Here is a 25,886-nt window from a genome sequence, read left to right as displayed (position 1 = left end):
TAGGACATGGCGGGCTTCTTCCCCGTCCCCGCGAAGGTCAGCTTCCGGGACCGAACACGCGGCTGCCGAGGAAGTCGTCGGCGCGCAGCGTGGTCAGCTCCGCGCGATCGACGGACCCGCCCGCGTCCAGCAGCCGGTTGGCGTGCCGGAGTCTGGCCCGCTCGATCGCGTTGCGCACCGACCGGGCGTTGGCGAACCGCGGCTGCTTGCGCCGCCGTTCCACGTACTCGCGGAAGACGGGTTCGGCGGCCGGGTCGAGGCGGTAGCCCTCGCGCTCCATCATCATGGTCCCGATCTCCTCCAGCTCGCCGGCGGCGTAGTCGGGGAAGTCGATGTGGTGCGCGATGCGGCTGCTCATGCCGGGGTTGGACGAGAAGAACGAGTCCATCCGGTCCTTGTACCCGGCGAGCACCACCACGAGGTCGTCGCGCTGGTTCTCCATCACCTGGAGCAGGATCTCGATGGCCTCCTGCCCGTAGTCGCGCTCGTTCTCCGCGCGGTACAGGTAGTACGCCTCGTCGATGAACAGGACGCCGCCCATCGCGCGCTTCAGGACCTCCTTGGTCTTCGGCGCGGTGTGGCCGACGTACTGGCCGACGAGGTCGTCGCGCGTGACCGACACGAGATGGCCGCGCCGGACGTACCCGAGCCGGTGCAGCAGCTCGGCGAGCCGGACGGCGACGGTCGTCTTGCCCGTCCCGGGGCTCCCGGTGAAGCACATGTGCAGGTTGGGACGGCCCGAGTCGATCCCGAACCGCTCCCGGACGCGGTCGATCAGCAGCAGCGCCGCGATCTCCCGGATCCGGGTCTTGACCGGGACGAGCCCGACGAGTTCGCGGTCGAGCGCGTCCAGGACGTCGTCCACCTGCGAGTCGGCGCGCTCCCTGGCGAGGTCGATCGACGCGTCCGGGGGGAGCGGCGCCCCGGCGGGGAGAGTCTCCTCCTCCGCCGGGGAGCCGGACCCGGGACGCATCCCGAAGCCGAGCCGATCGGTCATGACGTCGGGTACCGGTCGCCCTGCGGGCGGTCGAGCGCGTACGGGTGGGTCGTGTACTGGGTGCGCCGGTCGGAGGTCTCGGTGCGGTCCAGCCGGAACCCGGGCTCCTCGGCGGGACGCTGGACGATGAACGACAAAGCGGTCGTCTGCCGTCCGTACCGGGCGTCGTAGGCGTTCAGCCGGATGTAGTGGTTCGGGTAGGCCTTGCGGCACTCGTTCACTTCGAGCAGGACGCCCGCCGGGTCCTTGAGGTCGAACATCGGCAGGCCCCACATCTCCCAGTAGGAGTTCCGGGGGTGCGGGTCGTCGGTGAACTCCACCGAGCAGGGCCAGTCCCGGTCCAGGGCGTAGGCGATCTGCCGGGCGATCTCCTCGTCGGTGAAGTCCGGCAGGTAGGAGAAGGTTCCTTGGGTCACGCGCATCAGATGCTCACCGGGGTCTCGACGACGTCAGGGGTGTCGGTGGACTCGTAGTTGAACGTGATGTCGCCCCAGGTGGACAGGGCGACGTCCAGCTCGCGGCTGTGCTTGGCGGCGGCGCGCAGGATGTCGCCGCCCTCCTTGAGGAAGTCGCGGCCCTCGTTGCGCGCCTTGATCATCGCCTCCAGCGCGACGCGGTTGGCGGCGGCGCCCGCGGCGATGCCCATCGGGTGGCCGATCGTCCCGCCGCCGAACTGGAGGACGACGTCCTCGTCCAGGTAGTGCAGGAGCTGGTGCATCTGCCCGGCGTGGATGCCGCCGGACGCGACCGGCATCGTCCCCGGCAGCGACGCCCACTCCTGGTCGAAGTACAGGCCCTTCACCGGGTCGGCGGCGATCTTGTCCAGCCGCAGCGTGTCGTAGAAGCCGGCGACGGTGTTCGGGTCGCCCTCCAGCTTGCCGACGACCGTCCCGGCGTGGATGTGGTCGACGCCCGCGAGCCGCATCCACTTGGCGATCACGCGGAAGCTGACGCCGTGGTTCTTCTGCCGCGTGTAGGTGGAGTGGCCGGCGCGGTGCAGGTGCAGGATCGTGCCGTTCGCCCGCGCCCAGTTCGCCATCGACTGGATCGCGGTGTAGCCGATCGTCAGGTCGATCATGACGATGACGCTGCCGAGCGCCTTGGCGAACTCGGCCCGCTCGTACATCGCCTCCATCGTCCCGGCGGTGACGTTGAGGTAGTGGCCCTTGATCTCGCCCGTCGCGGCCTGCGCCTTGTTGACGCCCTCCATGCAGTAGAGGAACCGGTCGCGCCAGCGCATGAACGGCTGGGAGTTGATGTTCTCGTCGTCCTTGGTGAAGTCGAGGCCGCCGCGGAGGGCCTCGTAGACGACGCGGCCGTAGTTGCGGGCCGACAGGCCGAGCTTCGGCTTGACGGTCGCGCCGAGCAGCGGGCGGCCGAACTTGCCGAGGTACTCGCGCTCCATGATGATGCCGTGCGCGGGGCCCTGGAACGTCTTGACGTAGTGCGTCGGGATCCGCATGTCCTCCAGGCGGAGCGCCTTCAGCGCCTTGAACCCGAACACGTTGCCGATGATCGACGACGTGAGGTTCGCGATCGACCCCTCCTCGAACAGGTCGAGGTCGTAGGCGATGTAGGCGATGAACTGGCCCTCCTGCCCCGGGACGGGCTCCACCCGGTAGCACTTGGCCTGGTAGTTCTCGTAGCTGGTGAGGCGGTCGGTCCAGACGACCGTCCAGGTCGCCGTGGACGACTCGCCCGCGACGGCCGCGCCGGCCTCCTCCGGCGGCACGCCCTGCTGCGGCGTGATCCGGAAGGCGGCGAGGATGTCGCTGTCCTTCGGCTCGTAGTCCGGACGCCAGTAGCCCATCTCCGCATACGGGATCACGCCCGCCGACCATCGGCCCGCGCTCATGTGCGCTCTCCTTCTCCGCCGGGACGGCGGGTCTTCGGACCGGAACGCGGCGCCTCTCCCGAGAAAGGACGGCAGGCCCAGGGGTCGACGGGAGGAGCGCCGCGTTCCGGCCACGGTGTCTCGTGGACGGGACGAGCTTCGCCGCCCGATACTTGCGCTGTCCATCAAGTGTTCCGGGCCGAACATCAAGTGTTCGGTTGAACCAGGAGGTCGTGCGGATGACCGAGGGACGGTTGCGGACGTTCGTCACCGTCGCCGAGACGGGCTCGGTCCGGGAGGCCGCGCGGCGGCTGTACGTGACGGAGTCGGCGGTGTCGGCGGCGGTGGCGGGACTGGCCCGTGACCTGGGCGTCCCGCTCGTCCGGCGGGCCGGGCGGGGCCTGGCGCTGACCCCGCCGGGCGCGGTCTACGCCGGGTACGCGCGGCAGGTGCTCGGGCTGCTGGAGCAGGGCCGGGCGGCGGCGCGGGGCGCGGCGGACCCGGCGCGCGGGCCGCTGCGGCTCGCGGCGGTCACGACGGCCGCCGACGAACTGCTCCCCGACCTGCTCGCGGGGTTCCGGACGCGCTGGCCGGACGTGGAGCTGACCCTGTTCGTCGGGCCGCGCCGCGCGGTGTTCGACCGGCTCGGCGCGCACGACGCCGACCTGGTCCTCGCGGGGCGCCCGCCCGCCGAGCTGGACGCGACCGTCCTCGCCCGGCACCCGAACGACCTCGTGGTCGTCGGGGCTCCGGGCCTGGCCGCCGGGTTCTCGCTGGACGCGACGCCGTGGGTGATGCGCGAGCCCGGCTCGGGCACCCGCGCGACCGCCGAGGCGTACCTGGCCGAGCACGACGCGGCGCCGCCCCGGCTCGTCCTCGGGTCCAACGGCGCGGTCGTCGCGGGCGCGGCGGCGGGGCTCGGCGCGGCGCTGGTGTCGCGGGAGGCGGTCGGCGCGCACCTGGCCGACGGACGGCTCGTCGTGGTCGACGCCCCCGGCACCCCGCTGGACCGTCCCTGGCACGCCGTGTCGGGCCCCGACCCCACCGCGACCACGCGGTTGTTCGTGGACCACCTCCTCGGCGCGCCGGGCTGGACGGCGGCCTGACACAATCGACGCAGCCGATCCGTTCGCCAGGGAGCCGCCCATGCCCGCCGACCGCGCGTACGACATCGTCCTGTTCGGTGCCACCGGGTTCACCGGCGGGCTCACCGCCGAGTACCTCGCGGCCCACGCGGGCCCGGACGTGCGGTGGGCCATCGCCGGACGGGACCGGGGACGTCTCGAAGCCGTCCGCGACCGTCTCACCGCGCTCGACCCCGCGCTCGCCGAGCTGCCGCTGCTGCACGCCGACACCGGCGACACCGCGTCCATCGAGGCCGTCGCGACCATGACCCGCGTCGTGATCACGACCGTCGGCCCGTACGCGCGGCTCGGCGAACCGCTCGTCGCCGCGTGCGCCCGCGCCGGGACCGACTACGTGGACCTGACGGGCGAGCCGACGTTCGTCGACGAGATGTACGTCCGCCACCACGAGCAGGCCGTCCGCACCGAGGCGCGGATCGTCCACGCCTGCGGGTTCGACTCCGTCCCGCACGACCTCGGCGCGTACTTCACCGTCAAGCACCTGCCCGAGGGCGTGCCGCTGCGCGTCGAGGGGTTCGTGCGGGCGCGCGGCGACGTGTCGGGCGGCACGCTGGAGTCGGCCCTCGGGATCTTCGCCGACCCGGTGCGGATGCTGCGCGCCGAGCGCGCCCGCGCCGCCGCCCAGCCGCGTCCCGCCGGGCGCCGGGCGCGGATCTCGCGGCGGCCCGCCCCGCACGCGCGGGTGCGCGGGTGGGCGCTGCCGCTGCCGACGATCGACCCCGCGGTCGTCGTCCGGTCGGCCGCCGCGCTGGAGCGGTACGGGCCGGACTTCTCCTACGGGCACTACCTCGCGGCGCGGCGGTTCGCGACGGCGGCCGGGCTCGCGGCCGGCTCGGTTGCGCTCCTGGCCATCGCGCCGGTGAAGCCCGCGCGGAACCTGCTGCTGCGGCTGCGGCGGCCGGGCGAGGGGCCGTCGGAGACGGTCCGCGCCCGCAACTGGTTCCGCGTGACGTTCGTCGGCGAGGGCGGCGGACGGCGCGTCGTCACGGAGGTGTCCGGCGGCGACCCCGGCTACGGCGAGACGGCCAAGATGCTCGCCGAGTCGGCGCTGTGCCTGGCCCTGGACGAGCTTCCCGATACGTCCGGGCAGGTCACGACCGCCACCGCGATGGGCGACGCGCTGATCGAACGGCTCGTCAAGGCCGGGCTGTCGTTCCGGGTGCTGCGGGCCGGATGAACGCCGGGACGGGCACGACGGCCTCGACCGTCGTCCCGACGCCCGGCCGGCTCGTCACCGTGACGCGTCCGCCGAGCAGTTCGGCGCGCTCGGCCATGCCGCGCAGGCCGTAGGAGTCCAGCGGGACGCCGGCGTCGGGGACGGCGAAGCCCCGGCCGTCGTCGGCGATCCGCAGCCGCACCCGGTCGCGCTCGTTCTCCAGCAGGATGTCCACCAGCGTCCCGTCCGCGTGGCGCAGCGCGTTCGCGACCGCTTCCTGCGCGATGCGGTACAGCGCAGTCTGGACGTGGTCGGGCAGCGCGTCGTCCAGTTCGCCGGTCACGGTCACGGTGACGTCCAGGGACGCGCCGGTCTCGCGCGCCAGCCCGGCGAGCGCCGCCGACAGCCCGAGGTCGTCCAGCACGGGCGGGCGCAGCCCCCCGATCGCGGCGCGGGTCTCGGCGCCCGCCCGGTCGCACTGCGCGCGGGCGAGCCGGAGCTGTTCGCGCGCCTCGGGATGGTGGTCGGGCACGGCGCGTTCGGCCGCCGACAGGTGGAAGCCGAGACTGGCCAGGCGCTGCGCGATGCCGTCGTGGATGTCGCGGCTCAGCCGGGTGCGCTCGGCCTCCTGCGCCTCGACCGCGCGTTCGGCGAACCGCTCGGCGGCGTGCTCGCGCTCCTCCGCCGCGCGCAGCCGCCGCGCCGAGCACAGGACGGGCGCGAACAGCTCGCCGAGCGCGGTGACGAGCGTCACGTCGTCGCGGCGGCACGGCCCCGCGAACCGGATGTCGAGGACCGCGATCGTCGCGTTGCCCCGGTGGACGGGGATGGCGACGCCGCGTCCGTCGGCGTGCGGGCGGGCGCGGCCGTGCGCGGCGACCCAGCCCGCGTCGCCCATCCCGAGCGGGACCGGCGGGCCGCCCCACTCCAGCCGCCGCCCGTCCTGGTCGACCACGTAGACGTCGCAGAACGCCACCGCCTCCGCCGACCGGACCACGAGCCCGGACAGCTCGGCGGCCAGTTCGGGCAGGTCCCGGTCCTCGCACGCGACGGTCACGATCCGCACGAGCAGGTCCCGCCCCCGCCCGGCCAGCAGATCCAACGCGCTCTGTGCTTCCCGCTCCCCTGCGGCGCGCTTCAAACCGCGCGCTTCCGGCTCGCTCATGCCGTGTCCCCCCGCTCGCCTGCGGCGTGTTCGCTCACCGGAACAGGCCCTCGCGCAGCGCCACCGCGATCGCGGCGGACCGGTCGGCGACCTCCAGCTTCCGGTACAGCGCGCGGAGATGGCTTTTGACCGTCTCCTCGCTCAGGACGAGCCGCGCCGCGATCGCCTTGTTCGACAGGCCGCCCACCAGCAGGCTCAGCACCTCGCTCTCGCGCTGGGTGAGGCCCCGGTTGGCGCCCGGCCAGAACTCGCCGCGGGTGAGGCGGGCGGCGGTGACGGCCATCCGCCCGGCGAGGGTCGGGTCGACGACCGTCTCGCCGCGCGCGACCTCCTCCAGGCGCCGGACGAGTTCCGGGCCGTCCACGCGTTTCAGCAGGTAGCCGCCCGCGCCCGCGCGCAGCGCCTCGAAGACGTACTGCTCGTCGTCGTAGACCGACAGGAAGACCACGCGCGACGACGGCGCCCGTCCGGTCAGCGCGCGGCACAGGTCCAGGCCGCTCTCGGGGCCGAGCCGGACGTCCAGGAGCACGACGTCCGGGCGCAGCGTGGTGACCAGCCGGGTCGCGTCCTCGGACGTGGCCGCCTGGCCCACCACCCGCACGCGGCCCGCGAATCCCGCCAGCATGGCCTGGAGACCGGCCAGGATCATTTCGTGGTCGTCCACGAGGACGACGCGTACGGGGGTGCCCATCCCGGCACGATAACAACCGCAAACTACTCGTCAGTAGCCCCTGCCGCGCCGGGCTTCGGGAGCATTCACCCGCGCCCTCACCCATCCGGGGGACGACCGGTGAGGACGCCCTGCCTAGCGTGTCGGAGGACACATTGACCCCCTGCGAGGAGGAGGCCAGGTGCCCCATCGGATCGTGCACATGCTCCGGGCGCGCGACGCGGGCCGGCGGCCCGTCATGCTCGCCATCGCCGGCGACAGCGCCGCGGGCAAGACGACCCTGACCAAGGGGCTCGTGGAGTGCCTCGGAGCGGACCGCATGACCGCGGTGTGCGTGGACGACTACCACCGGTACGACCGCAAAGAGCGCGTCGGCAAGCCGTTCACCGCCCTCCACCCCGACTGCAACCACGTCGACATCATGGAGCAGCACCTTCAGCTCCTGTCGATGGGCGAGCCGATCCTCAAGCCCGTCTACGACCACGCGACCGGCGAACTCGTCCGGCCCGAGCTGGTCACGCCGAAGGACTTCGTGATCGTCGAGGGCCTGCTGCCGCTGCACACGCGGCTGGCCCGCGCGTGCTTCGACATCACCGTCTACCTGGACCCGCCCGAGCCGCTGCGCCAGTCCTGGAAGCAGCAGCGCGACTGCGGCAAGCGCGGCTACACCCCCGAGCAGGTCCAGGCCGAACTCGACCGGCGCGAGCCCGAGAGCGCCGCCTACATCCGCCCGCAGCGCCGCTGGGCCGACATCGTCGTGCGGTTCGCGCCCGTCGCCGGACGCGTCGACCCGCCCGGCACCCCGCTGTCCGCCGAGCTGCTGCTGCGTCCGACGATCGACCACCCCGACCTCGCCGGCGTGCTGGCCGAGGCCGGTCCGGCGGGCGCCGAGACCGCGATGCACCTGAGTCTTCACCGGGACGACGACGGACGTCCGGTCGACGCGCTGCACGTCCACGGCTATGTTCAGCCCAACGAATCTGAAATCGTGAAAAAGGCGATCTGGGAACGGGTGGGGCAGCGCACCGGCGACGGGCGGCTCGACGCCGACGCCCTCGGCCGGTTCGGCGAGGGCACCAGCGACCCGCTGGCGATCACGCAGCTCCTGCTGCTGTACCACCTGCTGGACGCCGATCACCGCCAGGCCGCCTGATCCGGTTCCCCGCCCGCGCGGCGGGGTACCGGACGGGCTCGCGGGTCGCGCGGGGAGGCCCCGGTTCGCCGGGCCGCGCGGCACGCCACGACCGGGAGGGCCGCCCGACAGGGCGCTCGGGCGCCCTCCCGGTCCGTGTTCTTTCCGCGCGCGTCAGCGGCTGTGCGCGAACCGCCGGGAGCGCGGGCCGAGATGCCGTTCGCGGTGGTGCTCCTCGGTGAGGTCGAACAGCCGGGCCTTCAGCAGGTCGCGCAGCGCGATGACGCCGAGCACGCGCTCGGGGTCGGCGTGGTCGACGACGGGCGCGCGGGTGACGCCGTGCGCGGCGAACACCGACGCGACGTGCCGCAGCGTGTCGTCGTCCCGCACGACGACGGGGTCGGCGGTCATGACGTCGCCCGGCGTCCGCCCGTCGCCCAGCGCGCGGCGGGTGGCGACGCCCGCGAGCCGTCCGCCGTCGGTGACGGGGAAGAGGGACTGGTCGCCGAGGCGGGCCGCGTCCACGGCGCCGGCGGCGTCCAGGACGACGGCGCCGTCGTCCATCACGTCGCGGGCGAAGAACGTCTCCAGCGGGTCGGTGGAGTACTCGCGCGTCAGGTGCAGGCCCCGGCGGGCGATCTTCTCGGTGAGCACCGAGCGCTTGAGCAGCAGCGCCGAGACGGCGTACGCGGACGTCGCGGCGATCACCAGCGGCAGCAGCACCGACCAGGCGTGGGTGAGTTCGAGCGTGAACACGACGCCGGTGAGCGGCGACCGCATGACGCCCCCGACGACGGCGGCGAGGCCCATCATCGCCCAGAACCCGGGGAACACCGACGGGAGCACGTGGCCTTCGAGCGCGCCGAGCGCCCCGCCGATCATGAAGACGGGCGCGAGGACGCCGCCGGACGTCCCCGATCCGAGCGACAGCGACCAGATGAGCGTCTTCACGACCAGGATGCCCGCGATCAGCGACAGCGTGGCGCGTCCGGTCAGGAGCTGCCGGATGACGTCGTAGCCGACGCCGAGCGCGCGGGGTTCGACCAGCCCGCCGAGCCCGATGATCGCGCCGCCGATCGCGGGCCACCACATCCAGTGGACGGGCAGCCGCGCGAACCCGTCCTCGGCCCGGTAGACGAGCCAGGTCGCGGCGACGGCGAGCAGCCCGCCGGTCGCGCCGGAGACCAGGCACAGCGCCTGCGTCCCGGCGGCGAGGTGCACGTCGCCGGTGTGGACGGGGAACAGCGCGGACGTCCCGAGCAGCGGCCCGCGCGCGATCGCGGCGACGCACACGGCGGCCGTCACCGGGACGAGGCTGCGCGGACGCCACTCGAACAGCAGCAGCTCGACGGCCAGCAGGATCGCGGCGAGCGGCGAGTTGAACGTGGCGGCCATGCCCGCCGCCGCGCCCGCGACCAGCAGCGTCTTGCGCTCGTCGGCGCTCAGCCGCAGGCCTTGGGCGAGGATCGAGCCGACCGCGCCGCCCGTCATGATGATCGGTCCCTCGGCGCCGAACGGGCCGCCGGTGCCGATGCTGACGGCGGCGGACACCGGTTTCAGCACGGCCACGCGCGGCTGGACGCGGCTGCCGCCGACGAGGATCGCCTCGATCGCCTCGGGCATCCCGTGGCCGCGGATCTTCTCCGAGCCGTAGCGGGCCATCAGCCCGACGATGAGACCGCCCGCGATCGGTGCGCCCAGCACCAGCAGCACGCTGTGGTGGTGCAGGCCGGGCGCGACCATGTCGGTGTCGGCGCGCTGGTAGAAGACGAGATTGGTGATCAGGGCGATCAGCCGCAGCAGCGCCAGCGCGGTGAGCGTCGCGGCGCCGCCGACCGCGACGGCGAGCCCGGTGATCAGCAGGACGCGCGGGGAGAGCGTGAAGTCGCCGAGCGGCGGCCGACCGCGCGCGGCGGCGGGGAGACGGGGCGTTGCGGGGCGTAGCGAGTCGTCACGGTGCGGCACGGCGGAAGTATCGCATAGCGCCACACTTACCCCGAGGCTGGGGCATAGTACCCAGGCCGCGTCCCGAATTCCCGACCACTTGTGTGGGCTTTTTTCGCTGGCACGGTCCCGGAAATCTGTGCATTTATCACGGCAGTTCTTGCGACAACAGGTGACCAACTGCGCACCGGGGATCCACATGCGGACCGGTGCCCGCATACCGCCCGCCAACTGGCCCGATGTCCGCGGCGGGACGCTGACCTCTTACGGACGTCTGTCCTAGATTGCCGTTTTTGCGGCACTGCCGTCTCATGAAAGTCGTCAGCGAGAACCCCAGGAATTGAGGTCCGCATGCGGTCCCCCCTCAGACTGATCATGGCGTCGGCCACGGCGGCGGTGCTCGCCGCCGCGACGGCGTCCGCGGCCAACGCCGCGCCGGCCGTCCCGGCGGCCCCGGCGAAGACCGCCGCGACGAGCGCGAGCACGGCCCGGCTGTCGGACGGCGGCGCCGTCAACAGCGCCACCGCCGCGGCGAAGGTCTCCAAGTACTGGACGGCGGCGCGGATGAAGGCCGCCCGTCCCATGCCCGCGCCGAAGGCGCGCGGCGGCAAGGTGTCGGCGCAGGCCGCGCCGACCGGGAAGGCGGGCTCGTCGCCGTCGGCCAAGGCCATCGCGTCGGCGGCCAACAAGATGGCGGGCGGGAACCTCAAGCTCGCGGCGGCCATCACCGAGTCGGCCGTGGTCGGCAAGGTCTACTTCCACAAGCCGAGCGGCGGCGACTGGATGTGCTCGGGGAGCGCGCTCAACAGCCCGTCCAAGCAGCTCGTCATCACCGCCGGGCACTGCGTCCACGAGGGCGCGGGCGGCAATTGGGTGACGAACTGGACGTTCGTGCCCCGCTACCGCAGCGGTTCGCGGCCGTTCGGCACGTTCGCGGCCAAGCAGTTCCGGACGTTCAACTCCTGGATCAGCAGCAGCGACCTCCAGCGCGACGTCGGCATGGTGACGACGTGGCCGCTCAACGGGAACAAGCTCGTGAACGTCGTCGGCGGCAACGGCCTGAACTGGAACTGGCCGAAGAACGTCGCGGTGACCATTCTCGGGTACCCGGTGAACGCGAACAACGGTGAGATCCAGCAGTGGTGCCAGGGCACCACGTACGACGGCGGGAACTACACGATCGCGCTCGGCTGCAACTTCAACGGCGGCTCCAGCGGCGGCCCCTGGATCATGAGCTTCAACAACACCACCGGGCTCGGCCAGACCGACGGCGTGATGAGCACGATCGACGGGAACGGCGTGAACCGGGCGTCGTACTTCGACGACGCCGTCAAGGCGATGTTCGACGCGCAGGGCAGCGTGACCTGACGCACATTCCGCATTCTCCGTCCCGTCGGGACCGGCCGCTCGGCCGGACCCGGCGGGACGTCCCCGTTTCACGACAATTCCACTTCGACGCGGGAGCGCCCGGTGCGGTTCCCTGTTTTTCGTTAATTCCGAATGAACGGACGGGCGACGACCGGCGGGCCGGACCCTGGTCCTCACCCTCCGACCGTCTACGACGCAGTCCGATGACTCCCGGTTCGTGTCCCTTTCCGGACTTGCGAAGAACATTGTGCTTTGCCCGTCGGCAGGGTGTCATTGGACCGTCCAGAAGCACTGAACGAATTGAGGTCCGCATGCGGTCCGCCCTCCGACTCATCACGACGACGGCCACGGCCGGGGTCCTCGCCGCGGCGATGGCCTCGGCCGCGAACGCCGCCCCGGCGAACCCCGGCGGCACGAGCGCGAGCACGGCCCGGCTCACCGGCGGCGGCGCGGTGACCAGCGCCGCCGCCGTGGAGCAGGTCTCCAAGTACTGGACGGCGGCGCGGATGAAGGCCGCCCGTCCCGTCCCCGAGCCGAAGGCGCCCGCCGGTGTCCCCGCCGTCGCCGCGACGGCGACCGGGAACCCGGGCTCCTCCCCCTCGGCCGCGGCGATCGCCTCGGCCGCGAACAAACTCGCGGGCGGGGACGCGAAGCTCGCCGCGTCCATCACCGAGTCGAAGGTCGTCGGGAAGGTCTTCTTCCACAAGCCGAGCGGCGGCGACTGGGTCTGCTCGGCGAGCGCGCTCAACAGCCCGTCCAAGCAGCTCGTCATCACCGCCGGGCACTGCGTCCACGAGGGCAAGGGCGGAAAGTGGATGACGAACTGGACGTTCGTCCCGCGCTACCGCAACGGCTCGCGTCCGTTCGGCACGTTCGCCGCCAAGCAGTTCCGGACGTTCAACACGTGGATCAGCAGCAGCGCCTACAACCGTGACGTCGGCATGGTCACGACGTGGCCGCTGAACGGCCGCAAGCTCGTCAACGTCGTCGGCGGAAACGGGCTGAGCTGGAACTACCCGAAGAACGTCGCGGTGACCGTTCTCGGTTACCCGAAGAACTTCAGCAGCGGGCAGATCCAGGCCTGGTGCAAGGGCACCACGCGGGACGCGGGCGGCGGCCGGATCGCCCTCAACTGCAACTTCCAGCCCGGCTCCAGCGGCGGCCCCTGGATCCGCAACTTCGACAACACCACCGGTCGCGGCCAGACCAACGGCGTGACCAGCACGATCAGCACCACCGGCGGCGTCAACAAGTCGCCGTACTTCGACACCGCCGTCAAGAACATGTTCGACGCGCAGGGCAGCGTCACCTGACCCCGTCCGCACCTCGCCCCGCCGGCGCCGGCCGCATAGGCTGGCGCCGGCGGGTCTCGCGTCCGGCCGGGCGCGGCAACAGAGAAGAGTCACCATGAAGCGCACTCTCGTCCTGGTCCTCGCCGGTGCGGCGACGGCCGGCGTGCTCGTCGCGGCCGGGTTCGCCCTCTCGGCGTCCGCCGACGGCCCGAAGCCCGGCGACGGCGGCGGCGCCGGCGCGTCCACGTCCGGCCCGGTCCAGAAGCAGGACCCCGGCTACTGGACGAAGGAGCGCATGGAGCAGGCCCAGCCCGCCCCCATGCCCACCGACGACTGACGCCGCCTGACAATGCGTGAACCCCGGCACTCGGCCGGGGTTCACGTGGTCTGCGGGGGGTTGGTCAGAGGTTGAGGTCGTTGCGCTTCGCCTCGGCGAGCAGAGCGGCGAACGTGGCGGGGGTCAGCGTCAGGTGACCGGCGGACGGGGCCTTGCTGTCACGCAGGCCGACCGTCTCGGAAAGCTTGGCCACCTCGACGCAGTTGGTCCTGCCGCCGTTGTTCCCGCCGCTTCGGGTGCTTTTGCGCCACTGTGGGGTCACTGGAACATCTCCATCGTTTCTCGGATGAGCCGCAGGGAGGCGTCCACGGGAAGAGCGTGGTCCCCGATGCGCGCGAACTTCACTCTCAACGAGCTTACATCCGCGCTGTCCTCGGTGAGCCGCCCTCCCGCGCTGGCCTCGGTGAATGCCTGCTCTTCTTTGGCCGTCGCCATGAGCATGAACGCGCCGTCACGGCCGACGGTTGCGCCGACCGAACGGGGCAGAACGCGGATCGTGATGTTGGGCTGGTCGGCCAGCTCCAGGAGGCGGGCGAGCTGCGCACGCATGACCTCCGGGCCGCCCACCGGCGACTCGATCACGTCCTGGTAGACGTAGGCCCAGATGAGCGGCCACGGGTCGCGGGACAGGAGAGCCTGCCGCCTCATGCGGACTTCGACGAGCTCGTCGATCGCGCCGAGGCCGTAGCACTCGAACACGGCGCGGGCGTACTCGGGCGTCTGGAAAAGGCCGGGCATCCAGGACGTTTCCCAGATCCGGACCTCGTCGGCCTTCGCCTCGAACTCCTCGTGCGCCTTGAACCACTGCGGGTCATGCCCGGACTTCGCGAATTTCACGAGTCGCCCATACAGGCCACCCGTATTCCATGCGGCATCGATCTTCGCCGCGTGACGCGCCTGGAGTCGCGTATGCCCCGACTCAACCCGGGACACCAGCGAGCGTGTGCGGTCGATGACCTCACCGACCGCCTCCTGCGACCAGTCCCGCGCTTCACGGTCATTGCGCAGGTGATCGGCTATGAGATCCCACAGCGAGCTGTCGGGATCGAAGCCGCGACGCAGTTTCACGGACCCTCCTGTTGTTGCATTTCGCGGGCTCACCTGGCCAGGGGGTGGCCTAGGCGGCAGTCTTGGAGCACCGAACCGAGAGAATCGGGAAGGTCCGTCGTGGGGGCATGATGACCTTGAACGTTACGTCGGTTCGCGTGTCGGATTAAGACGATGCATGGTTCGCGGCGGAAGCGCAAGAAGTCTTTCGGAAGTTTGGGAAAGAATTCTGCAGCTTGCTCGCGTCCCGCCCGGCAGATGCCACGAGGCCACCGAACGGTACGAAAGGGAAACAACAGTCGATCGTCACACCGATTACAAAAGGAGAGTCATTGGCTCAGGTGACGTTGCGCTCGTCCAGCCGGATGAGCGCGATACCCGCGTCCATTCCGACCGCCAGCCCGGACGTCACACTCGCGACCGCGTGCGCGGTGTGGTGGACGGGGATGGTGAGCGACGACGCCGACCGCAGGTCCCACACCCGGACCGTCCGGTCGTTGCTCGCCGTCGCCAATCGCACCCGGCCGTCCCGGCGCGGCAGCACGCAGACGGCGTTCACCCAGTCGGTGTGCCCTTCGAGCACCTGCCGCACCGTCCAGGTCTCTGGATCCCAGAGCCGGACGGTGCGGTCGTTGCTCGCGCTCGCCAGCAGAACGCCTCCCCCGGCGTCCGGCACGACCGCCAGCGCGTTGATCCCGCCTGTGTGGCCTTCGAGGACCGCACGCGGGGACGCCGTGCGCGGATCCCAAAGCCGGACCGTCCAGTCGTCCCCCGCGGTCGCCAGCAAGACGTCCTGGCCGGGGAACGGAACGGCGCAGACCGCGCGGACACCGTTGGTATGACCGCTCAGGTCGTGCCGGACCCTACCGGTCCGAAGATCCCAGATCCGCGCTTTGCAGTCGTTGCTCCCGGTCACGAGTAGAGTTCTGCCGCCCGGGATGGCCAGCATGCAAACGGCGTTCACCGAACGCTCATGCTCGTTCCGCAGATGACGGTGCTGCCCAGTGCACGGGTCCGAGATCCGTACCGTGCCGTCGTTGCCGACCGTGGCAAGGTAAACGCCGTCCGGAACAGGCAGCACGCACACTGCGTTCACCGATCGATTGTGGGGGCGGTAGGAAAGCACAGACGCGCCGTTCGACTCGTCCACGATCTCCACCTTTCCGTCGCTGCCCGCAGCGGCGAGTAACGCACGCCCGTCGAGATCGGTGAACGAGCAAAGCGCGTTCGCCGAGCCGACGGCTTCTCGGGTGCCCGAGGACATGTCCCCACCTGCGTAGTCCCAGATCCGGACGGTGTGATCGTCGCCGCCGGTGGCCATCAACGTCCCGCCCCCCGGCACGGGAAAAGCACAGACGGCGCGGACCCAGTCGGTGTGGCCTTCGAACACCCGGTAGCCAGAACCGCCATGGACCTGCCGAATCCGCACGACGCGTTCGTCGCCGATGATCGCCAGCCGAGCGTCGCCACCTGGCTCCGGCAGCGCGCACATCGCACGCCCCATCGCGTAGTGGCTGCCGAGAGGGCGCGTCGTGCCGTCCTGTAGATCACAGAGATAGACGGAATGCGCTCCGACCGAGATCGCCAGAACTACGCGTCCATCGGCTCCGGGAAGGGCGCACATTGCTTTCCCCGGCTCCCCGAAGTCGTCCAAGAGCCGGTGCGTAACGCCAGTGATGGGATCCCAAACCCGTATCGACCCGTCCGCGCTGCCGCTCGCCAGCAACGGGCCGTCGCCAGGGACGGTGCACAGTGCTCCCCGGAATCCGTCGAAACGGCGAAGCAACTGCCCGGTGACCGGATCCCAAATCCGCAGCTTGCCGTCCGTGCTGCCGCTGACGAGCAGCGGCGTCCCGTCCCGATCATTCAGAGCACAGAGTCCGTTCACCAATCCGGCGTAGCCGCGCACGCGATAGGTCTCGGTTCCGGTGACCGGGTCCCAGACCCGTATGCCACTCAACTCTCCGGCCGTGGCCAGCAGCGTCCCACCGGTGGGAAGCGGGACCGCACACATCACACGCACCCAGTTGATGCCAACGTTCAGAACGTGGCGCGTGCTGCCGGTCGTCGGATCCCAGACGCGAACGGTGTCGTCGGCGGCGGCGGACGCGAGCACCACCGTCCCATCCGGGAGGGCGAGCGCGCACAGTGAGCGCACCGGCCCGGTATGGCCCTCAAAGCGGGTGACCTCCTGCCGGTGGCGCGTGGTCGCCCAGATGGGCCTGTAGGGGACGTCGGCCGTGCCCGTCAGTGCGTTGAAGGTGCCCTCGATCCCTTCCATCTTCTCGGTGAGGGCCAGCATCGCGAGACGTTCGGCCGGGTCGGCGCGCCTGGCCTGCGGCGTCAGGTCGAGCAGACGGACGCGCGTGCGCCCCGCATGGGTCCGGGCCAGGTGCTTGTCGGCAAGCAGGCGCGGCATGTCAGCGTGCAGGATGTAGCCGGTATCGACCAGCAGCGCGTCGAGCATTCCTGCGGGCGCCGCGTGTGCGGAAAGGGAACGCAGAAGATAGGCGGGCGCGTCGTCCCAGCCGGTCGCGCGGCCGTGGGCCAGGAAGGCCGTCGCGATGGCGCGTTCATCCTCTGCACGAGGCGTCAGCTTGGCGCGCGCTTCGAGCAGGACGTCGTCCAGCGCTTGGTGGAACAGGCGGTACGACTGGCCGTGCGCGGTCTCGACCAGGAAGTTCGCCGCCGACGAGCGGGCGAACGCGCGCAGATCCCGGTCGGTGAACGGCACGTCGGTCAGGGCGTTCACGGCGATCCGCCACAGGTCGGCGGGCAGGCCGGGGGCCTGGGCGTAGGCGAGGGCGAGGACGGTGAGCAGGTCGGCGGCCGGGACGCCGCGCACCGGCGGGACGCGGGCGAGGAAGGCGTGCAACGCGTTGTCGACCGTGCCGACGAACGACAGAACGTTCGGATCGACCGGGTCGGTGTCGTACAGGCCGTGGCTCTTTGCGACCAGGCCCGCGACCAGGAAGTTGCGGTCGGAGCGCTCGGCGATCCGTTCGGCGACCGGCTTCGCGATGTCGATGTCGTCGTAGGGGTTGCCGGGACGTTCGGACCCCTTCAACTGCAACGTCGCGAGGGCGTAGGCCGTGAGGTCGCGTAGCTCGAAGTATTCGGGCAGGTCCAGGTCGATGAGGGCGCGGGCCGCGCCGAACGTCTCCAGCAGGTCGCCGATGTCGTCGTGGCGGCGCGTGCCGACGACGAGCCGGACGCCCACGTCGGCGCAGGTCTGGGCGAGCGGCAGGACGATGTCGCCGACGACGCGGCGGGCGTCGACCGGCGTGGACGCCTCGTCCAGCGCGTCCACGACGATCGCGAACGGGCGGGGACGCTCGGTCAGTTCGGCGCGCACGGCGGGGGCCAGGTCGTCGGGCCGTTCGGGCAGGGGTGCGGACGCGGCGCGGGCGATTTCCGCCGCGACCTCCAAGGCCGTCTTGCCCTTGGCGTGGACGGCGCACTGGACGGTCCCGGGCGTCGCGCGGACGCCCTTGTCGTCGGCGGGCAGTTCGGCGCGGAGCACGGAGTCGGCGGTGGTGACGATCCGGCCGAGCACCGCCGACTTGCCGACGCCCGGTGAGCCCGTCACCACGAGGACGCGCCGGTCGGGACGGGCGGCGTCCAGCCAGCCGACGATCTCCGTCAGCGCCGCGTCCCGGCCCTCGAAGCGGTGGCCGCGCTCGCTGTCCACGGTCACGCCCCGGGCGCGCGGGCTCCAGTGGCGCGCGGTCTCCGGATCGTCGCTCAGATTCCAGCCGGAAACCGGACGGCGGGTGATTCCCCAGGACGTCCGGGCGACCTCGTCGGCGTCCCCGGCGGTCCAGGCCGCGAGGCGGTCCAGTTTCGCATCGGGGAAGCAGGAAATCGCCTTGTGAAAGGTCACGGCCTTTCCGTCGCCGGCCGGATTGGCCTCCACGACGACGCCCACGACCGCCTGGTACTCCGGCGACCACAGGCCGCTTCCGCTGAATCCCCGGCGCAGAGTAGAACGCGAGTCCGGACGGGCGTCCAGGCGCACGAAACCGCGTCCGAGGTCGATCCCGACGACACCCCGGGCGTCATTTCCGTGCGCTTCCCCGTCCGGATATCCGAACGTCCACCAGGCCCGGTCCACCAGCCCGGCCGGCGGCGGGTGCCGGACGGGCGCGGGCGCGACGCCGCACGGTCCGTCCAGCGTCAGCAGCGCCAGGTCGTAGCGCGGCGCCCGCTCGATCCGGACGACGCGATATCGCTCGTCGTCGCGCTCGGATTTCGGGAACTCGACCCACAAGTCATCGCCGACCGCGACATGGTCGCAGGTCAGTAACCGAGTGGCGTCCACCAGCACCGCGCTGCCGAGCGCCCGGTCGCCCGCGAAGACCAACGCCGCCCACGCGCTGTCGGCGGCGTGAGGCGACGCGGAGTCACCGGGAAAAGGGGACATGAAAGGTTCCAGAGGACGGGGCTTTTCAGCTTAGAAGCCGCAGGACCGGCCCGTCCGGCGAAACTACGCGTCCTCGGGTTCCTCTTCCGGAGCAGCAGCCGGGACGCCCGAGCGCCAGACGAGTTTCACCTCGAAGTTCGCGTCCGTGGCGGCCTTGGCGATGAGCCAGTTGGCCGTGCCGGACACCTTGACGCCGAACTTCACCTCGACCTCGTCCGGCGAGGCGTCCTTCAGACGTTCCAGCACGACCCGCGCGGCCCGCACCGCCGGGTCGATCGCGTCCCGCACGCGCCCGTGGACGTCCTCGGCCGTCCCCACCGGCCGGTACTCGTCCCCGGGGTCGATCTCGAACGCCACCTGCGTGGCGTCGTCCAGCTCGTACTTCACTACCTCGCCCATGCCCCACCGACGCGCGACGCGCCCCGGCGGTTCCCGCTCACAGGGCGGCGAGCGCCGAGCGGTAGTCGGACAGGCGGCGCGCATCGGGCAGGACGTTCTCGACCTTCCACCGCACAACGCCGGAAGAGTCGAGGACGAACGTCGCCCGCGTGGCCACCCCCCGGTCGGCGTCGAACACGCCGTAGCGGCGCGCGACGTCCCCGTGCGGCCAGAAGTCCGACAGCAGCGGGAACGGGAAGCGCTCCTGGTCCGACCAGGCGCGCAACGCGAACATCGAGTCCACCGAGACGGCCAGAATCCGGGCCTCCAGCGACGGCGACGCGTCCCGCAGGGTACGCAGTTCCCCGGTGCACACCCCGCTGAACGCCAGCGGATAGAACACCAGGAGCACGGGCGCGCGGACGTCGGACAGCCGGACCGGCGCGCCGTGCTGGTCGTCCAGCGTGAAGTCCGGCGCGACGGCGCCGATCTCGACGGCCACGGATCCTCCAGGTCAGGTCCCGGCCAGTCTGCCACCCGTTCCGGGCGTGACGGCCGCCGGGACCCGCCCGCGTCCTACTTGCGCACCTTCGGGGCGACGAGCCGGGTGCCCGACCACTCCCCCGCCGCGCTGATGCTGCTGGTCTGCGAGAGACCGGCGGTCTGGGCGGCCTCGCCGATGTCGCTCGGCTCGACGTGCCCGTCCCGGCCCGCCTTGGGGGTCAGCAGCCAGATCTGGCCGCCGCCGTCCAGCGCCACCATCGCGTCGGTGAGGGCCTCGAAGAGGTCGCCGTCCTCGTCCCGCCACCAGAGCAGGACGATGTCCACGACGTCGTCGTAGTCCTCGTCGACCAGGTCGCCGCCGGTGACGGCCTCGACGGAGCTGCGCAGCTCCTCGGCCACGTCGTCGTCGAAGCCGATCTCCTGCACCACCTGGCCGGCCTTGAGGCCGAGCCGTTCGGCCAGGCTGCGCTCAGACTGCGCCTGGCCCGCGGTCGCGCTCACGAAAGTCCTCCCCTTGTCGTCAGCCCGCGCCGTTCCGGCGGTTCTCGACCACCGGCCGCCGACGCGGCGTTTGCGGGACAGTCCACACAAGGTGGAGCCGTCGCGCAAGTGTCTTCCCGGCTTTTGGCGCCCTCATTGGCCGATCACCGGAATCGCGGTGACCGGGTACCCACGGAGCGTAACAACCCGTGCTCATCCCGCGAGGAACGACAACCGGACGCTCCGGTCGCGATTGTCGACGTTCAGGTCGACCAGCGCGACGGACTGCCATGTCCCGAGGGCCGGACGGCCCCCCAGGACGGGAATCGTCGCATAGGGCGCGACGAACGCCGGCATCACGTGCGAGCGGCCGTGTCCGCGCGAGCCGTGGGCGTGCCGCCACCGGTCGTCGGCGGGCAGCAGGTCCCCGAGGGCGGCCAGCAGGTCGTCGTCGCTGCCCGCGCCCAGCTCGATGAGCGCGATCCCCGCCGTCGCGTGCGGGACGAAGACGTGCAGCAGCCCGTCCCCGCCGCCGGACGCGTCCGCCGCGAAGCGCGCGCACGCGGAGGTGATGTCGTGGACGGTCTCCGTGCCGCCCGTGGTCACCTCGATGACAGTGCTCTCCACAGTGCCCCTCCATCATGTCCGGTCTACCCGTTCCGTCCCGTGCGACGCGTCCACCTCGCAAGTCGGGACGAATCGGGACCCCGGCGGTGCTCCCACCCCTGCTGACCGGGGAGAATGGTTACCGGTTGGTAGAGATGCGTTAGCCGCCACGAACGGCGACGATGGATCACGAACCACTGCGACCAACAGTCGTTCCGGGCTTCACTCCCCCGCTCCGGGGGCAGGGGGCCCACCAGCAGAAACGGTAAGCACAGAGGGGATCCCGTGGCTTCCGGACGTCAACGCTTTTCGATCATCAGCGACGGCCTGCCCACCCAGTTGCCCGACATCAACCCGGACGAGACCCGGGAGTGGTTGGAGTCACTGGACACGGTCATCAAGACCGAGGGGCGCAGCAGGGCGCGCTACGTCATGCTCCGCCTCTTGGAGCGCGCGCGGGAGCAGCAGGTCGGCGTGCCCGGCCTGCGCAGCACCGACTTCATCAACACCATCCCGCCGGAGGAGGAACCCTGGTTCCCCGGCGACGAGCACATCGAGCGGCGGGTCCGCGCCTACATCCGGTGGAACGCCGCGATCATGGTGTCCCGGGCCAACCGCCCGAACCTCGGCGTCGGCGGGCACATCGCGACCTACGCCTCGGCCGCGTCGCTGTACGAGGTGGGCTTCAACCACTTCTTCCGCGGCAAGGACCACGGCGAGTCCGGCGACCAGGTGTTCATCCAGGGCCACGCCGCGCCGGGCATCTACGCCCGCGCGTTCCTGGAGGGACGGCTCCCGGAGGAGCGGCTGGACGGCTTCCGCCAGGAGATGTCGCACCCGGGCGGCGGGCTCTCGTCCTACCCGCACCCCCGGCTCATGCCGGACTTCTGGGAGTTCCCGACCGTCTCGATGGGGCTCACCGCGATCGACTCGGTGTACCAGGCGCGGTTCAACCGCTACCTGTACAACCGGAAGATCAAGGACACGTCCCGCTCGCACGTCTGGGCGTTCCTCGGCGACGGCGAGATGGGCGAGCCCGAGTCGCTCGGCGCGATCGGCCTGGCCGCGCGCGAGGAGCTGGACAACCTGACCTTCGTGGTCAACTGCAACCTCCAGCAGCTCGACGGCCCGGTGCGCGGCAACGGAAAGATCATCCAGGAGCTGGAGTCGTTCTTCCGGGGCGCGGGCTGGAACGTCATCAAGGTGGTGTGGGGCCGCGACTGGGACCCGCTGCTCGCCCAGGACGCCGACGGCGTGCTCGTCAACAAGATGAACACCACGCCCGACGGCCAGTTCCAGACGTTCACCGTCGAGTCCGGCGCGTACATCCGGGACAAGTTCTTCGGGGACGACCCGCGCCTGCGCAGGATCGTCCAGGACCTGTCCGACGACGAGCTGCGCAAGCTGTCGCGCGGCGGCCACGACTACCGCAAGGTCTACGCGGCGTTCAAGTCGGCCCGTGAGCACGTGGGCCAGCCGACGGTGATCCTCGCCCACACGATCAAGGGCTGGACGCTCGGCACCGACTTCGAGGCCCGCAACGCCACGCACCAGATGAAGAAGCTCACCAAGGCCGAGCTGAAGGAGTTCCGGGACCGGCTTTACCTGGACATCCCGGACTCGGCGCTGGAGGGCGACCTGCCGCCGTACTTCCACCCGGGCGAGGACTCCGACGAGATCCAGTACATGCGGGAGCGGCGCGCGGCGCTCGGCGGGTTCCTGCCGCGCCGCGTCGTGCGGGCCAAGCCGCTGAAGCTGCCCGGCGACCCGGTGTACGCGGAACTGCGCAAGGGGTCGGGCAAGCAGAACGTGGCGACGACGATGGCGTTCGTCCGGCTGCTGAAGGACCTGATCAAGGACAAGGAGATCGGCGCGCACTTCGTCCCGATCGCTCCGGACGAGTACCGGACGTTCGGCATGGACTCGCTGTTCCCCACGTCCAAGATCTACTCACCGCACGGCCAGACCTACGAGGCCGTGGACCGCAAGCTGCTGCTCTCCTACAAGGAGTCCGAGCAGGGGCAGATGCTGCACGAGGGCATCAGCGAGGCCGGTTCGATGGCGTCGACGATCGCGGCGGGCACGGCCTACGCGACGCACGGCGTCCACATGATCCCGGTCTACATCTTCTACTCGATGTTCGGGTTCCAGCGGACCGGCGACCAGATGTGGGCGCTCGGCGACCAGATGGGCCGCGGGTTCCTGCTCGGCGCGACGGCGGGCCGCACCACGCTGACCGGCGAGGGCCTCCAGCACGCCGACGGGCACTCGCCGCTGCTGGCCGCGACGAACCCGGCGTGCGTCCACTACGACCCGATGTGGGCGTACGAGCTGTCCTACATCACGCAGGACGCCCTGCGCCGCATGTACGGCACGTCGGACGAGCACCCCGACGGCGAGAACGTCTTCTACTACCTGACCGTCTACAACGAGCCGTACCAGCAGCCCGTCGCGCCCGAAGACCTGGACGTGGACGGCCTGCTCAGGGGCCTCTACCTGTTCGGGCGCGGCCCGGCGGTGGAGGGCAACGGGACGGCCCCGAAGGCGCAGATCCTGGCGTCCGGCGTGGCCGGGCGGTGGGCGGTCGAGGCGCAGCGGATGCTCGCCGCGGACTGGGGCGTCAGCGCGGACGTGTGGTCGGCGACGTCGTGGAACGAGCTGGCCCGGGAGGCGCGGGCGTGCGAGGAGTGGAACCTCCTGCACCCCGACGAGGAGCAGCGCGTCCCGTACCTGACGAGCGCGCTCGGCGACGTCGCCGGGCCGATCGTGGCGGTGTCGGACTTCATGCGGGCCGTGCCGGACCAGATCGCGCCGTGGGTCCCCGGGGACTACACCTCGCTCGGCACCGACGGGTTCGGGATCTCCGACACCCGCGCCGCCGCGCGCCGGTACTTCCACGTGGACGCGGCGTCGATCGTGCTGGCGGTCCTGAGCCGGCTGGCGGGCCAGGGCGAGGTCAAGCACGAGGTGCTCCAGGCGGCCATCGCCAAGTACAAGCTGGACGCGCCGGTCAGCGCGGTGTTCGCGGGCGGCGTCGGCAGCCCGGAGAGCAACACCGGCGGCGAGGCGTGATCCGGCGGGCGGTCGCGGCGGTGTAGGCCGCGACCTCGCGCGGAAGGGCCGGTGTCCGAGGGGGACACCGGCCCTTCTCGTGCGCAGGGGCGCGCAGCCGGCGTCGGTGCGCCGGGTGCGGACCCGTGCGGGCTCAGACGGCGGGCGGCGTGAACACCCCGAAGTGGTGGCCCGCGCTGTCGGCGAGGTGGGCGAACACCAGGCCGTTGCCGGCCTCGGTGCGCGGGACGATCACCTTGCCGCCGAGTTCCTGGGCGCGCGCCACGGTGGCGGCGACGTCCTGGACGACCACGTAGAAGACCGCGTAGTCGGGGCTCGCGCCGCCGTTCGGGAAGATGCCGCCGCTCGGGGCGTCCGCGCCGGGCGCGGTGATCTCCTGGTAGGACATCTCGCCCTCGGGGCCGATCGCGAACGTCCAGTCGAACAGCTCGCCGAAGAACTTCCGGACTTCGGCGGGACGGTCGGTGCCGATCTCGAACCACGCCACCGAGTTGTAGGCCGTCGCGCTCATGGTCTCGCTCCTCTCGCAGGACCGGCCGGTCGCCGGTGTGAACGATCCTGCGCCTACCCCGCGACAACCCCCTGTCGGTGTTTCCGGAGGAATTTTCAGGCCAGTTCGAGGGACCGGGCGACCATGTTGGGCGGCCCGACGTCCAGGTCGCCGAGGCTGCGCTCGGGCGCGACCTCTTCGAGCAGGACGGCCCGGCGGACGCGGTCGATGCGGAACACGCGGGCCGCGCCGCGCAGCCGGCACCAGCCGATGAGGTACCAGACGCGGGCTCCGGCGGTGAACGCGACGGGTTCGACGTCGCGGTCGGTGACCGTCCCGCCCGCGTCGGCGTAGGCCAGCCGGACGACGCGGCGGGCCGTCATCGCCTCCTCCAGCACGGCCGGGACGGACGCGGGGACGTCGGCGTCCGGCCGGGCGAAGAAGTGGATGCGGGCCGCGAGGTCGCGGGCGGCGGCGCCGTCGCCCGCCGACATGGCCGTGACGATCTTGTTGAGCGCGGTGCGGGCCGCCCGGGAGTAGGGCGACCCGTCCGCGCGGGCGAGCGTGATCGCGACCGCCACGGCCTCGGCGGGCGTGAAGTTCAGCGGCGGCAGCGTGCGGCTCGGATCGACGGTGTAGCCGCCGGTGCGGCCGACGTCGGCGTAGATCGGGACGCCCGCCTGCTGGAGCGCGCCGATGTCGCGCTCGATGGTGCGGGCGCTGACCTCGTACAGGTCGGCCAGCTCGCGGGCGGTGACGCGGCGCGGCGCGCGGGCCCGCAGCTCCTCCACGAGGGCGTACAGCCGGTCGGTGCGGTTCACCCCGCCGACCGTACGCCGGGGCGGTGACATTTCCCGCGTCAGAGCGACCCGAGGAAGTCGATCATGGCGGCGGAGACCTCGGCGGGGCGTTCCTGCTGCGTCCAGTGGCCGCAGCCGGGGAGCAGGATCGGGTCGCGCAGGGCGGGGACGTCGCGGCGCATCCGCTCGATCGCCTGGAGCGCGCCGGGCGCGGTGACGACCATGTCGCGGTCCCCGGCGACGTACACGGCGGGCGGGGTGATCGGGGCGCGCTGCCAGGCGGCGGTCAGCTCCCAGTTCCGGTCCAGGTTGCGGTACCAGTTGAGGGGGCCGGTGAAGCCCGTCTCGGCGTACTCGTCGGCGAAGACGCGCACGTCGTCGGCGGTGAACCAGGACGGCTGCGTCTCCGGCTCCGGGCAGACGTCGAGGAAACTTTTACCTTCGGGGATGATCGGGACGAACGGCTCCGCGTCCCCCGACAGCGCCCACAGCACGCGCCGGAACGTCGATTCGCGGTCTTCGGCGAACGCGGCGTCGGGCACGCCGGGCTCCTGGAAGCGGAGCATGTAGAAGCCGTCCCCGGCGAGCGCGCGCAGCGACTCCAGCGGCGGCCGGGACGGACGCGGGTAGTGCGGCACCGACAGCCCGACGACGCCCCGGACGAGGTCGGGCCGGAACTGCGCGGCGGCCCACGCGACCGGCGCGCCCCAGTCGTGCCCGGCGACGACGGCGGTGTCGGCGCCGAGCGCGCCGATCAGCCCGAGGGCGTCCCCGGCGAGGTGGAGCAAAGAGTAGGCGGCGACGTCGGCCGGGCCGCCGGTGCGGGCGTAGCCGCGCTGGTCGGGGGCGACGGCGTGGTACCCGGCCTCGGCCAGGGCGGTGAGCTGGTGCCGCCAGGAGTACCAGCACTCGGGGAAGCCGTGCAGGAGCAGGACGAGCGGCCCGTCGCCCGCCTCGGCGACGTGCATGTCCAGGCCGCTCGCCGAACGGACGACGCGATGCGTGATCTCGGTCATCGGCCCACGCTAACCGAGGGACGCTACGCG

23 protein-coding genes are annotated in these 25,886 nt (G+C 71.6%); 7 read left to right on the top strand and 16 right to left on the bottom strand.

Annotated features, from left to right (window positions below):
* Positions 1-37: 37 nt before the first annotated feature.
* Genes cbbX through BTM25_RS24935 form a run of 3 tightly spaced genes read right to left on the bottom strand, consistent with a single transcriptional unit; the run spans position 38 to position 2,852 of the window.
* Positions 38-997 (bottom strand): CbbX protein, encoded by a 960-nt coding sequence (cbbX, locus tag BTM25_RS24945; RefSeq protein WP_103565465.1) that lies wholly within the window; start codon positions 995-997, stop codon positions 38-40.
* Positions 994-1,419 carry a ribulose bisphosphate carboxylase small subunit gene (locus BTM25_RS24940; RefSeq protein ID WP_103565464.1) on the bottom strand — a complete coding sequence of 142 codons (426 nt, stop codon included), beginning with the start codon at positions 1,417-1,419 and terminating at the stop codon, positions 994-996. The genes cbbX and BTM25_RS24940 overlap by 4 nt, the downstream gene beginning before the upstream one ends.
* On the bottom strand, positions 1,419-2,852 hold the full coding sequence (locus tag BTM25_RS24935; RefSeq protein WP_103565463.1) for a form I ribulose bisphosphate carboxylase large subunit: 1,434 nt from the start codon (positions 2,850-2,852) through the stop codon (positions 1,419-1,421). Before BTM25_RS24935 ends, BTM25_RS24940 begins: the two co-directional genes overlap by 1 nt.
* Positions 2,853-3,049: 197 nt before the next feature.
* Here BTM25_RS24935 and BTM25_RS24930 point away from each other — a divergent pair, with 197 nt between their 5' ends.
* Positions 3,050-3,937: a LysR family transcriptional regulator gene (locus tag BTM25_RS24930; protein WP_235828639.1), complete on the top strand. Its 888-nt coding sequence runs from the start codon at positions 3,050-3,052 to the stop codon at positions 3,935-3,937.
* Positions 3,938-3,977: 40 nt separating this feature from the next.
* Positions 3,978-5,153, top strand: coding sequence for a saccharopine dehydrogenase family protein (locus BTM25_RS24925; protein ID WP_103565461.1), 1,176 nt, complete (start codon positions 3,978-3,980; stop codon positions 5,151-5,153).
* On the opposite strand, the gene BTM25_RS24920 is transcribed toward BTM25_RS24925, so the two are convergent.
* Both BTM25_RS24920 and BTM25_RS24915 read right to left on the bottom strand, forming a co-directional pair.
* On the bottom strand, positions 5,113-6,297 hold the full coding sequence (locus BTM25_RS24920) for a GAF domain-containing sensor histidine kinase (protein WP_103565460.1): 1,185 nt from the start codon (positions 6,295-6,297) through the stop codon (positions 5,113-5,115). The two genes, BTM25_RS24925 and BTM25_RS24920, sit on opposite strands and share 41 nt — an antisense overlap.
* 34 nt (positions 6,298-6,331) lie before the next feature.
* Positions 6,332-6,988: a response regulator gene (locus tag BTM25_RS24915; RefSeq protein WP_103565459.1), complete on the bottom strand. Its 657-nt coding sequence runs from the start codon at positions 6,986-6,988 to the stop codon at positions 6,332-6,334.
* A gap of 160 nt (positions 6,989-7,148) precedes the next feature.
* Here BTM25_RS24915 and BTM25_RS24910 point away from each other — a divergent pair, with 160 nt between their 5' ends.
* Positions 7,149-8,120, top strand: coding sequence for a phosphoribulokinase (locus tag BTM25_RS24910; protein ID WP_235828638.1), 972 nt, complete (start codon positions 7,149-7,151; stop codon positions 8,118-8,120).
* 153 nt (positions 8,121-8,273) lie between these two features.
* Here BTM25_RS24910 and BTM25_RS24905 read toward each other — a convergent pair whose 3' ends face one another.
* Positions 8,274-10,064 (bottom strand): chloride channel protein, encoded by a 1,791-nt coding sequence (locus tag BTM25_RS24905; RefSeq protein ID WP_205648261.1) that lies wholly within the window; start codon positions 10,062-10,064, stop codon positions 8,274-8,276.
* 330 nt (positions 10,065-10,394) lie between these two features.
* On the opposite strand from BTM25_RS24905, the gene BTM25_RS24900 reads away from it, so the two are divergent.
* The 3 genes from BTM25_RS24900 (at position 10,395) to BTM25_RS24890 (ending at position 13,040) form a co-directional block, all read left to right on the top strand.
* Positions 10,395-11,411, top strand: coding sequence for a trypsin-like serine peptidase (locus tag BTM25_RS24900; RefSeq protein ID WP_103565458.1), 1,017 nt, complete (start codon positions 10,395-10,397; stop codon positions 11,409-11,411).
* A gap of 311 nt (positions 11,412-11,722) precedes the next feature.
* The gene (locus tag BTM25_RS24895; protein WP_103565457.1) at positions 11,723-12,724 is read left to right on the top strand and encodes a trypsin-like serine peptidase; all 1,002 of its coding nucleotides are present in this window, start codon (positions 11,723-11,725) and stop codon (positions 12,722-12,724) included.
* A 94-nt stretch (positions 12,725-12,818) separates the two neighbouring features.
* Entirely contained in the window at positions 12,819-13,040 is a 222-nt protein-coding gene (locus tag BTM25_RS24890; RefSeq protein WP_103565456.1) for a hypothetical protein, read from the top strand.
* Between the two features lie 64 nt (positions 13,041-13,104).
* Here BTM25_RS24890 and BTM25_RS24885 read toward each other — a convergent pair whose 3' ends face one another.
* The 7 genes from BTM25_RS24885 to BTM25_RS24855 form a co-directional block, all read right to left on the bottom strand.
* Positions 13,105-13,302 carry a DUF397 domain-containing protein gene (locus tag BTM25_RS24885; RefSeq protein ID WP_103565455.1) on the bottom strand — a complete coding sequence of 66 codons (198 nt, stop codon included), beginning with the start codon at positions 13,300-13,302 and terminating at the stop codon, positions 13,105-13,107.
* Complete coding sequence (locus tag BTM25_RS24880; protein ID WP_103565454.1) at positions 13,299-14,108, bottom strand: helix-turn-helix domain-containing protein; 810 nt, start codon at positions 14,106-14,108, stop codon at positions 13,299-13,301. The genes BTM25_RS24885 and BTM25_RS24880 overlap by 4 nt, the downstream gene beginning before the upstream one ends.
* Positions 14,109-14,424: 316 nt before the next feature.
* On the bottom strand, positions 14,425-18,510 hold the full coding sequence (locus BTM25_RS24875) for a trypsin-like peptidase domain-containing protein (protein ID WP_103565453.1): 4,086 nt from the start codon (positions 18,508-18,510) through the stop codon (positions 14,425-14,427).
* 63 nt (positions 18,511-18,573) lie between these two features.
* On the bottom strand, positions 18,574-18,909 hold the full coding sequence (locus BTM25_RS24870; protein WP_103565452.1) for a CU044_2847 family protein: 336 nt from the start codon (positions 18,907-18,909) through the stop codon (positions 18,574-18,576).
* A 37-nt stretch (positions 18,910-18,946) separates the two neighbouring features.
* Positions 18,947-19,390: a peroxiredoxin gene (locus BTM25_RS24865; protein ID WP_103565451.1), complete on the bottom strand. Its 444-nt coding sequence runs from the start codon at positions 19,388-19,390 to the stop codon at positions 18,947-18,949.
* Between the two features lie 74 nt (positions 19,391-19,464).
* Positions 19,465-19,893 carry a DUF3052 domain-containing protein gene (locus BTM25_RS24860; protein WP_103565450.1) on the bottom strand — a complete coding sequence of 143 codons (429 nt, stop codon included), beginning with the start codon at positions 19,891-19,893 and terminating at the stop codon, positions 19,465-19,467.
* Positions 19,894-20,085: 192 nt separating this feature from the next.
* Complete coding sequence (locus BTM25_RS24855; RefSeq protein WP_103565449.1) at positions 20,086-20,499, bottom strand: YjbQ family protein; 414 nt, start codon at positions 20,497-20,499, stop codon at positions 20,086-20,088.
* 264 nt (positions 20,500-20,763) lie between these two features.
* On the opposite strand from BTM25_RS24855, the gene aceE reads away from it, so the two are divergent.
* Complete coding sequence (aceE, locus tag BTM25_RS24850) at positions 20,764-23,550, top strand: pyruvate dehydrogenase (acetyl-transferring), homodimeric type (RefSeq protein ID WP_103565448.1); 2,787 nt, start codon at positions 20,764-20,766, stop codon at positions 23,548-23,550.
* A gap of 133 nt (positions 23,551-23,683) precedes the next feature.
* On the opposite strand, the gene BTM25_RS24845 is transcribed toward aceE, so the two are convergent.
* The 3 genes from BTM25_RS24845 to BTM25_RS24835 form a co-directional block, all read right to left on the bottom strand.
* Complete coding sequence (locus BTM25_RS24845) at positions 23,684-24,061, bottom strand: VOC family protein (protein ID WP_103565447.1); 378 nt, start codon at positions 24,059-24,061, stop codon at positions 23,684-23,686.
* 95 nt (positions 24,062-24,156) lie between these two features.
* A complete protein-coding gene (locus tag BTM25_RS24840; RefSeq protein ID WP_103565446.1) occupies positions 24,157-24,861 on the bottom strand; it encodes a helix-turn-helix transcriptional regulator in 705 nt (234 codons plus the stop codon).
* A 38-nt stretch (positions 24,862-24,899) separates the two neighbouring features.
* Positions 24,900-25,856 (bottom strand): alpha/beta fold hydrolase, encoded by a 957-nt coding sequence (locus tag BTM25_RS24835; protein WP_103565445.1) that lies wholly within the window; start codon positions 25,854-25,856, stop codon positions 24,900-24,902.
* Positions 25,857-25,886: the final 30 nt, after the last annotated feature.

Source organism: Actinomadura rubteroloni, assembly GCF_002911665.1.
Classification (GTDB): Bacteria; Actinomycetota; Actinomycetes; order Streptosporangiales; family Streptosporangiaceae; genus Spirillospora; species Spirillospora rubteroloni.
Note: the sequence above shows the minus strand (reverse complement) of the source record. Positions and strands in the feature narration are given on the sequence as shown.

Excerpts from the sequence above, each read along its gene's own strand:
- cbbX (WP_103565465.1), bottom strand. The coding sequence starts at position 997 with ATGACCGATCGGCTCGGCTTCGGGATGCGTCCCGGGTCCGGCTCCCCG.
- BTM25_RS24940 (WP_103565464.1), bottom strand. The coding sequence starts at position 1,419 with ATGCGCGTGACCCAAGGAACCTTCTCCTACCTGCCGGACTTCACCGAC.
- BTM25_RS24935 (WP_103565463.1), bottom strand. The coding sequence starts at position 2,852 with ATGAGCGCGGGCCGATGGTCGGCGGGCGTGATCCCGTATGCGGAGATG.
- BTM25_RS24925 (WP_103565461.1), top strand. The coding sequence starts at position 3,978 with ATGCCCGCCGACCGCGCGTACGACATCGTCCTGTTCGGTGCCACCGGG.
- BTM25_RS24920 (WP_103565460.1), bottom strand. The coding sequence starts at position 6,297 with ATGAGCGAGCCGGAAGCGCGCGGTTTGAAGCGCGCCGCAGGGGAGCGG.
- BTM25_RS24915 (WP_103565459.1), bottom strand. The coding sequence starts at position 6,988 with ATGGGCACCCCCGTACGCGTCGTCCTCGTGGACGACCACGAAATGATC.
- BTM25_RS24900 (WP_103565458.1), top strand. The coding sequence starts at position 10,395 with ATGCGGTCCCCCCTCAGACTGATCATGGCGTCGGCCACGGCGGCGGTG.
- BTM25_RS24895 (WP_103565457.1), top strand. The coding sequence starts at position 11,723 with ATGCGGTCCGCCCTCCGACTCATCACGACGACGGCCACGGCCGGGGTC.
- BTM25_RS24890 (WP_103565456.1), top strand. The coding sequence starts at position 12,819 with ATGAAGCGCACTCTCGTCCTGGTCCTCGCCGGTGCGGCGACGGCCGGC.
- BTM25_RS24875 (WP_103565453.1), bottom strand. The coding sequence starts at position 18,510 with ATGTCCCCTTTTCCCGGTGACTCCGCGTCGCCTCACGCCGCCGACAGC.
- BTM25_RS24870 (WP_103565452.1), bottom strand. The coding sequence starts at position 18,909 with ATGGGCGAGGTAGTGAAGTACGAGCTGGACGACGCCACGCAGGTGGCG.
- BTM25_RS24845 (WP_103565447.1), bottom strand. The coding sequence starts at position 24,061 with ATGAGCGCGACGGCCTACAACTCGGTGGCGTGGTTCGAGATCGGCACC.
- BTM25_RS24835 (WP_103565445.1), bottom strand. The coding sequence starts at position 25,856 with ATGACCGAGATCACGCATCGCGTCGTCCGTTCGGCGAGCGGCCTGGAC.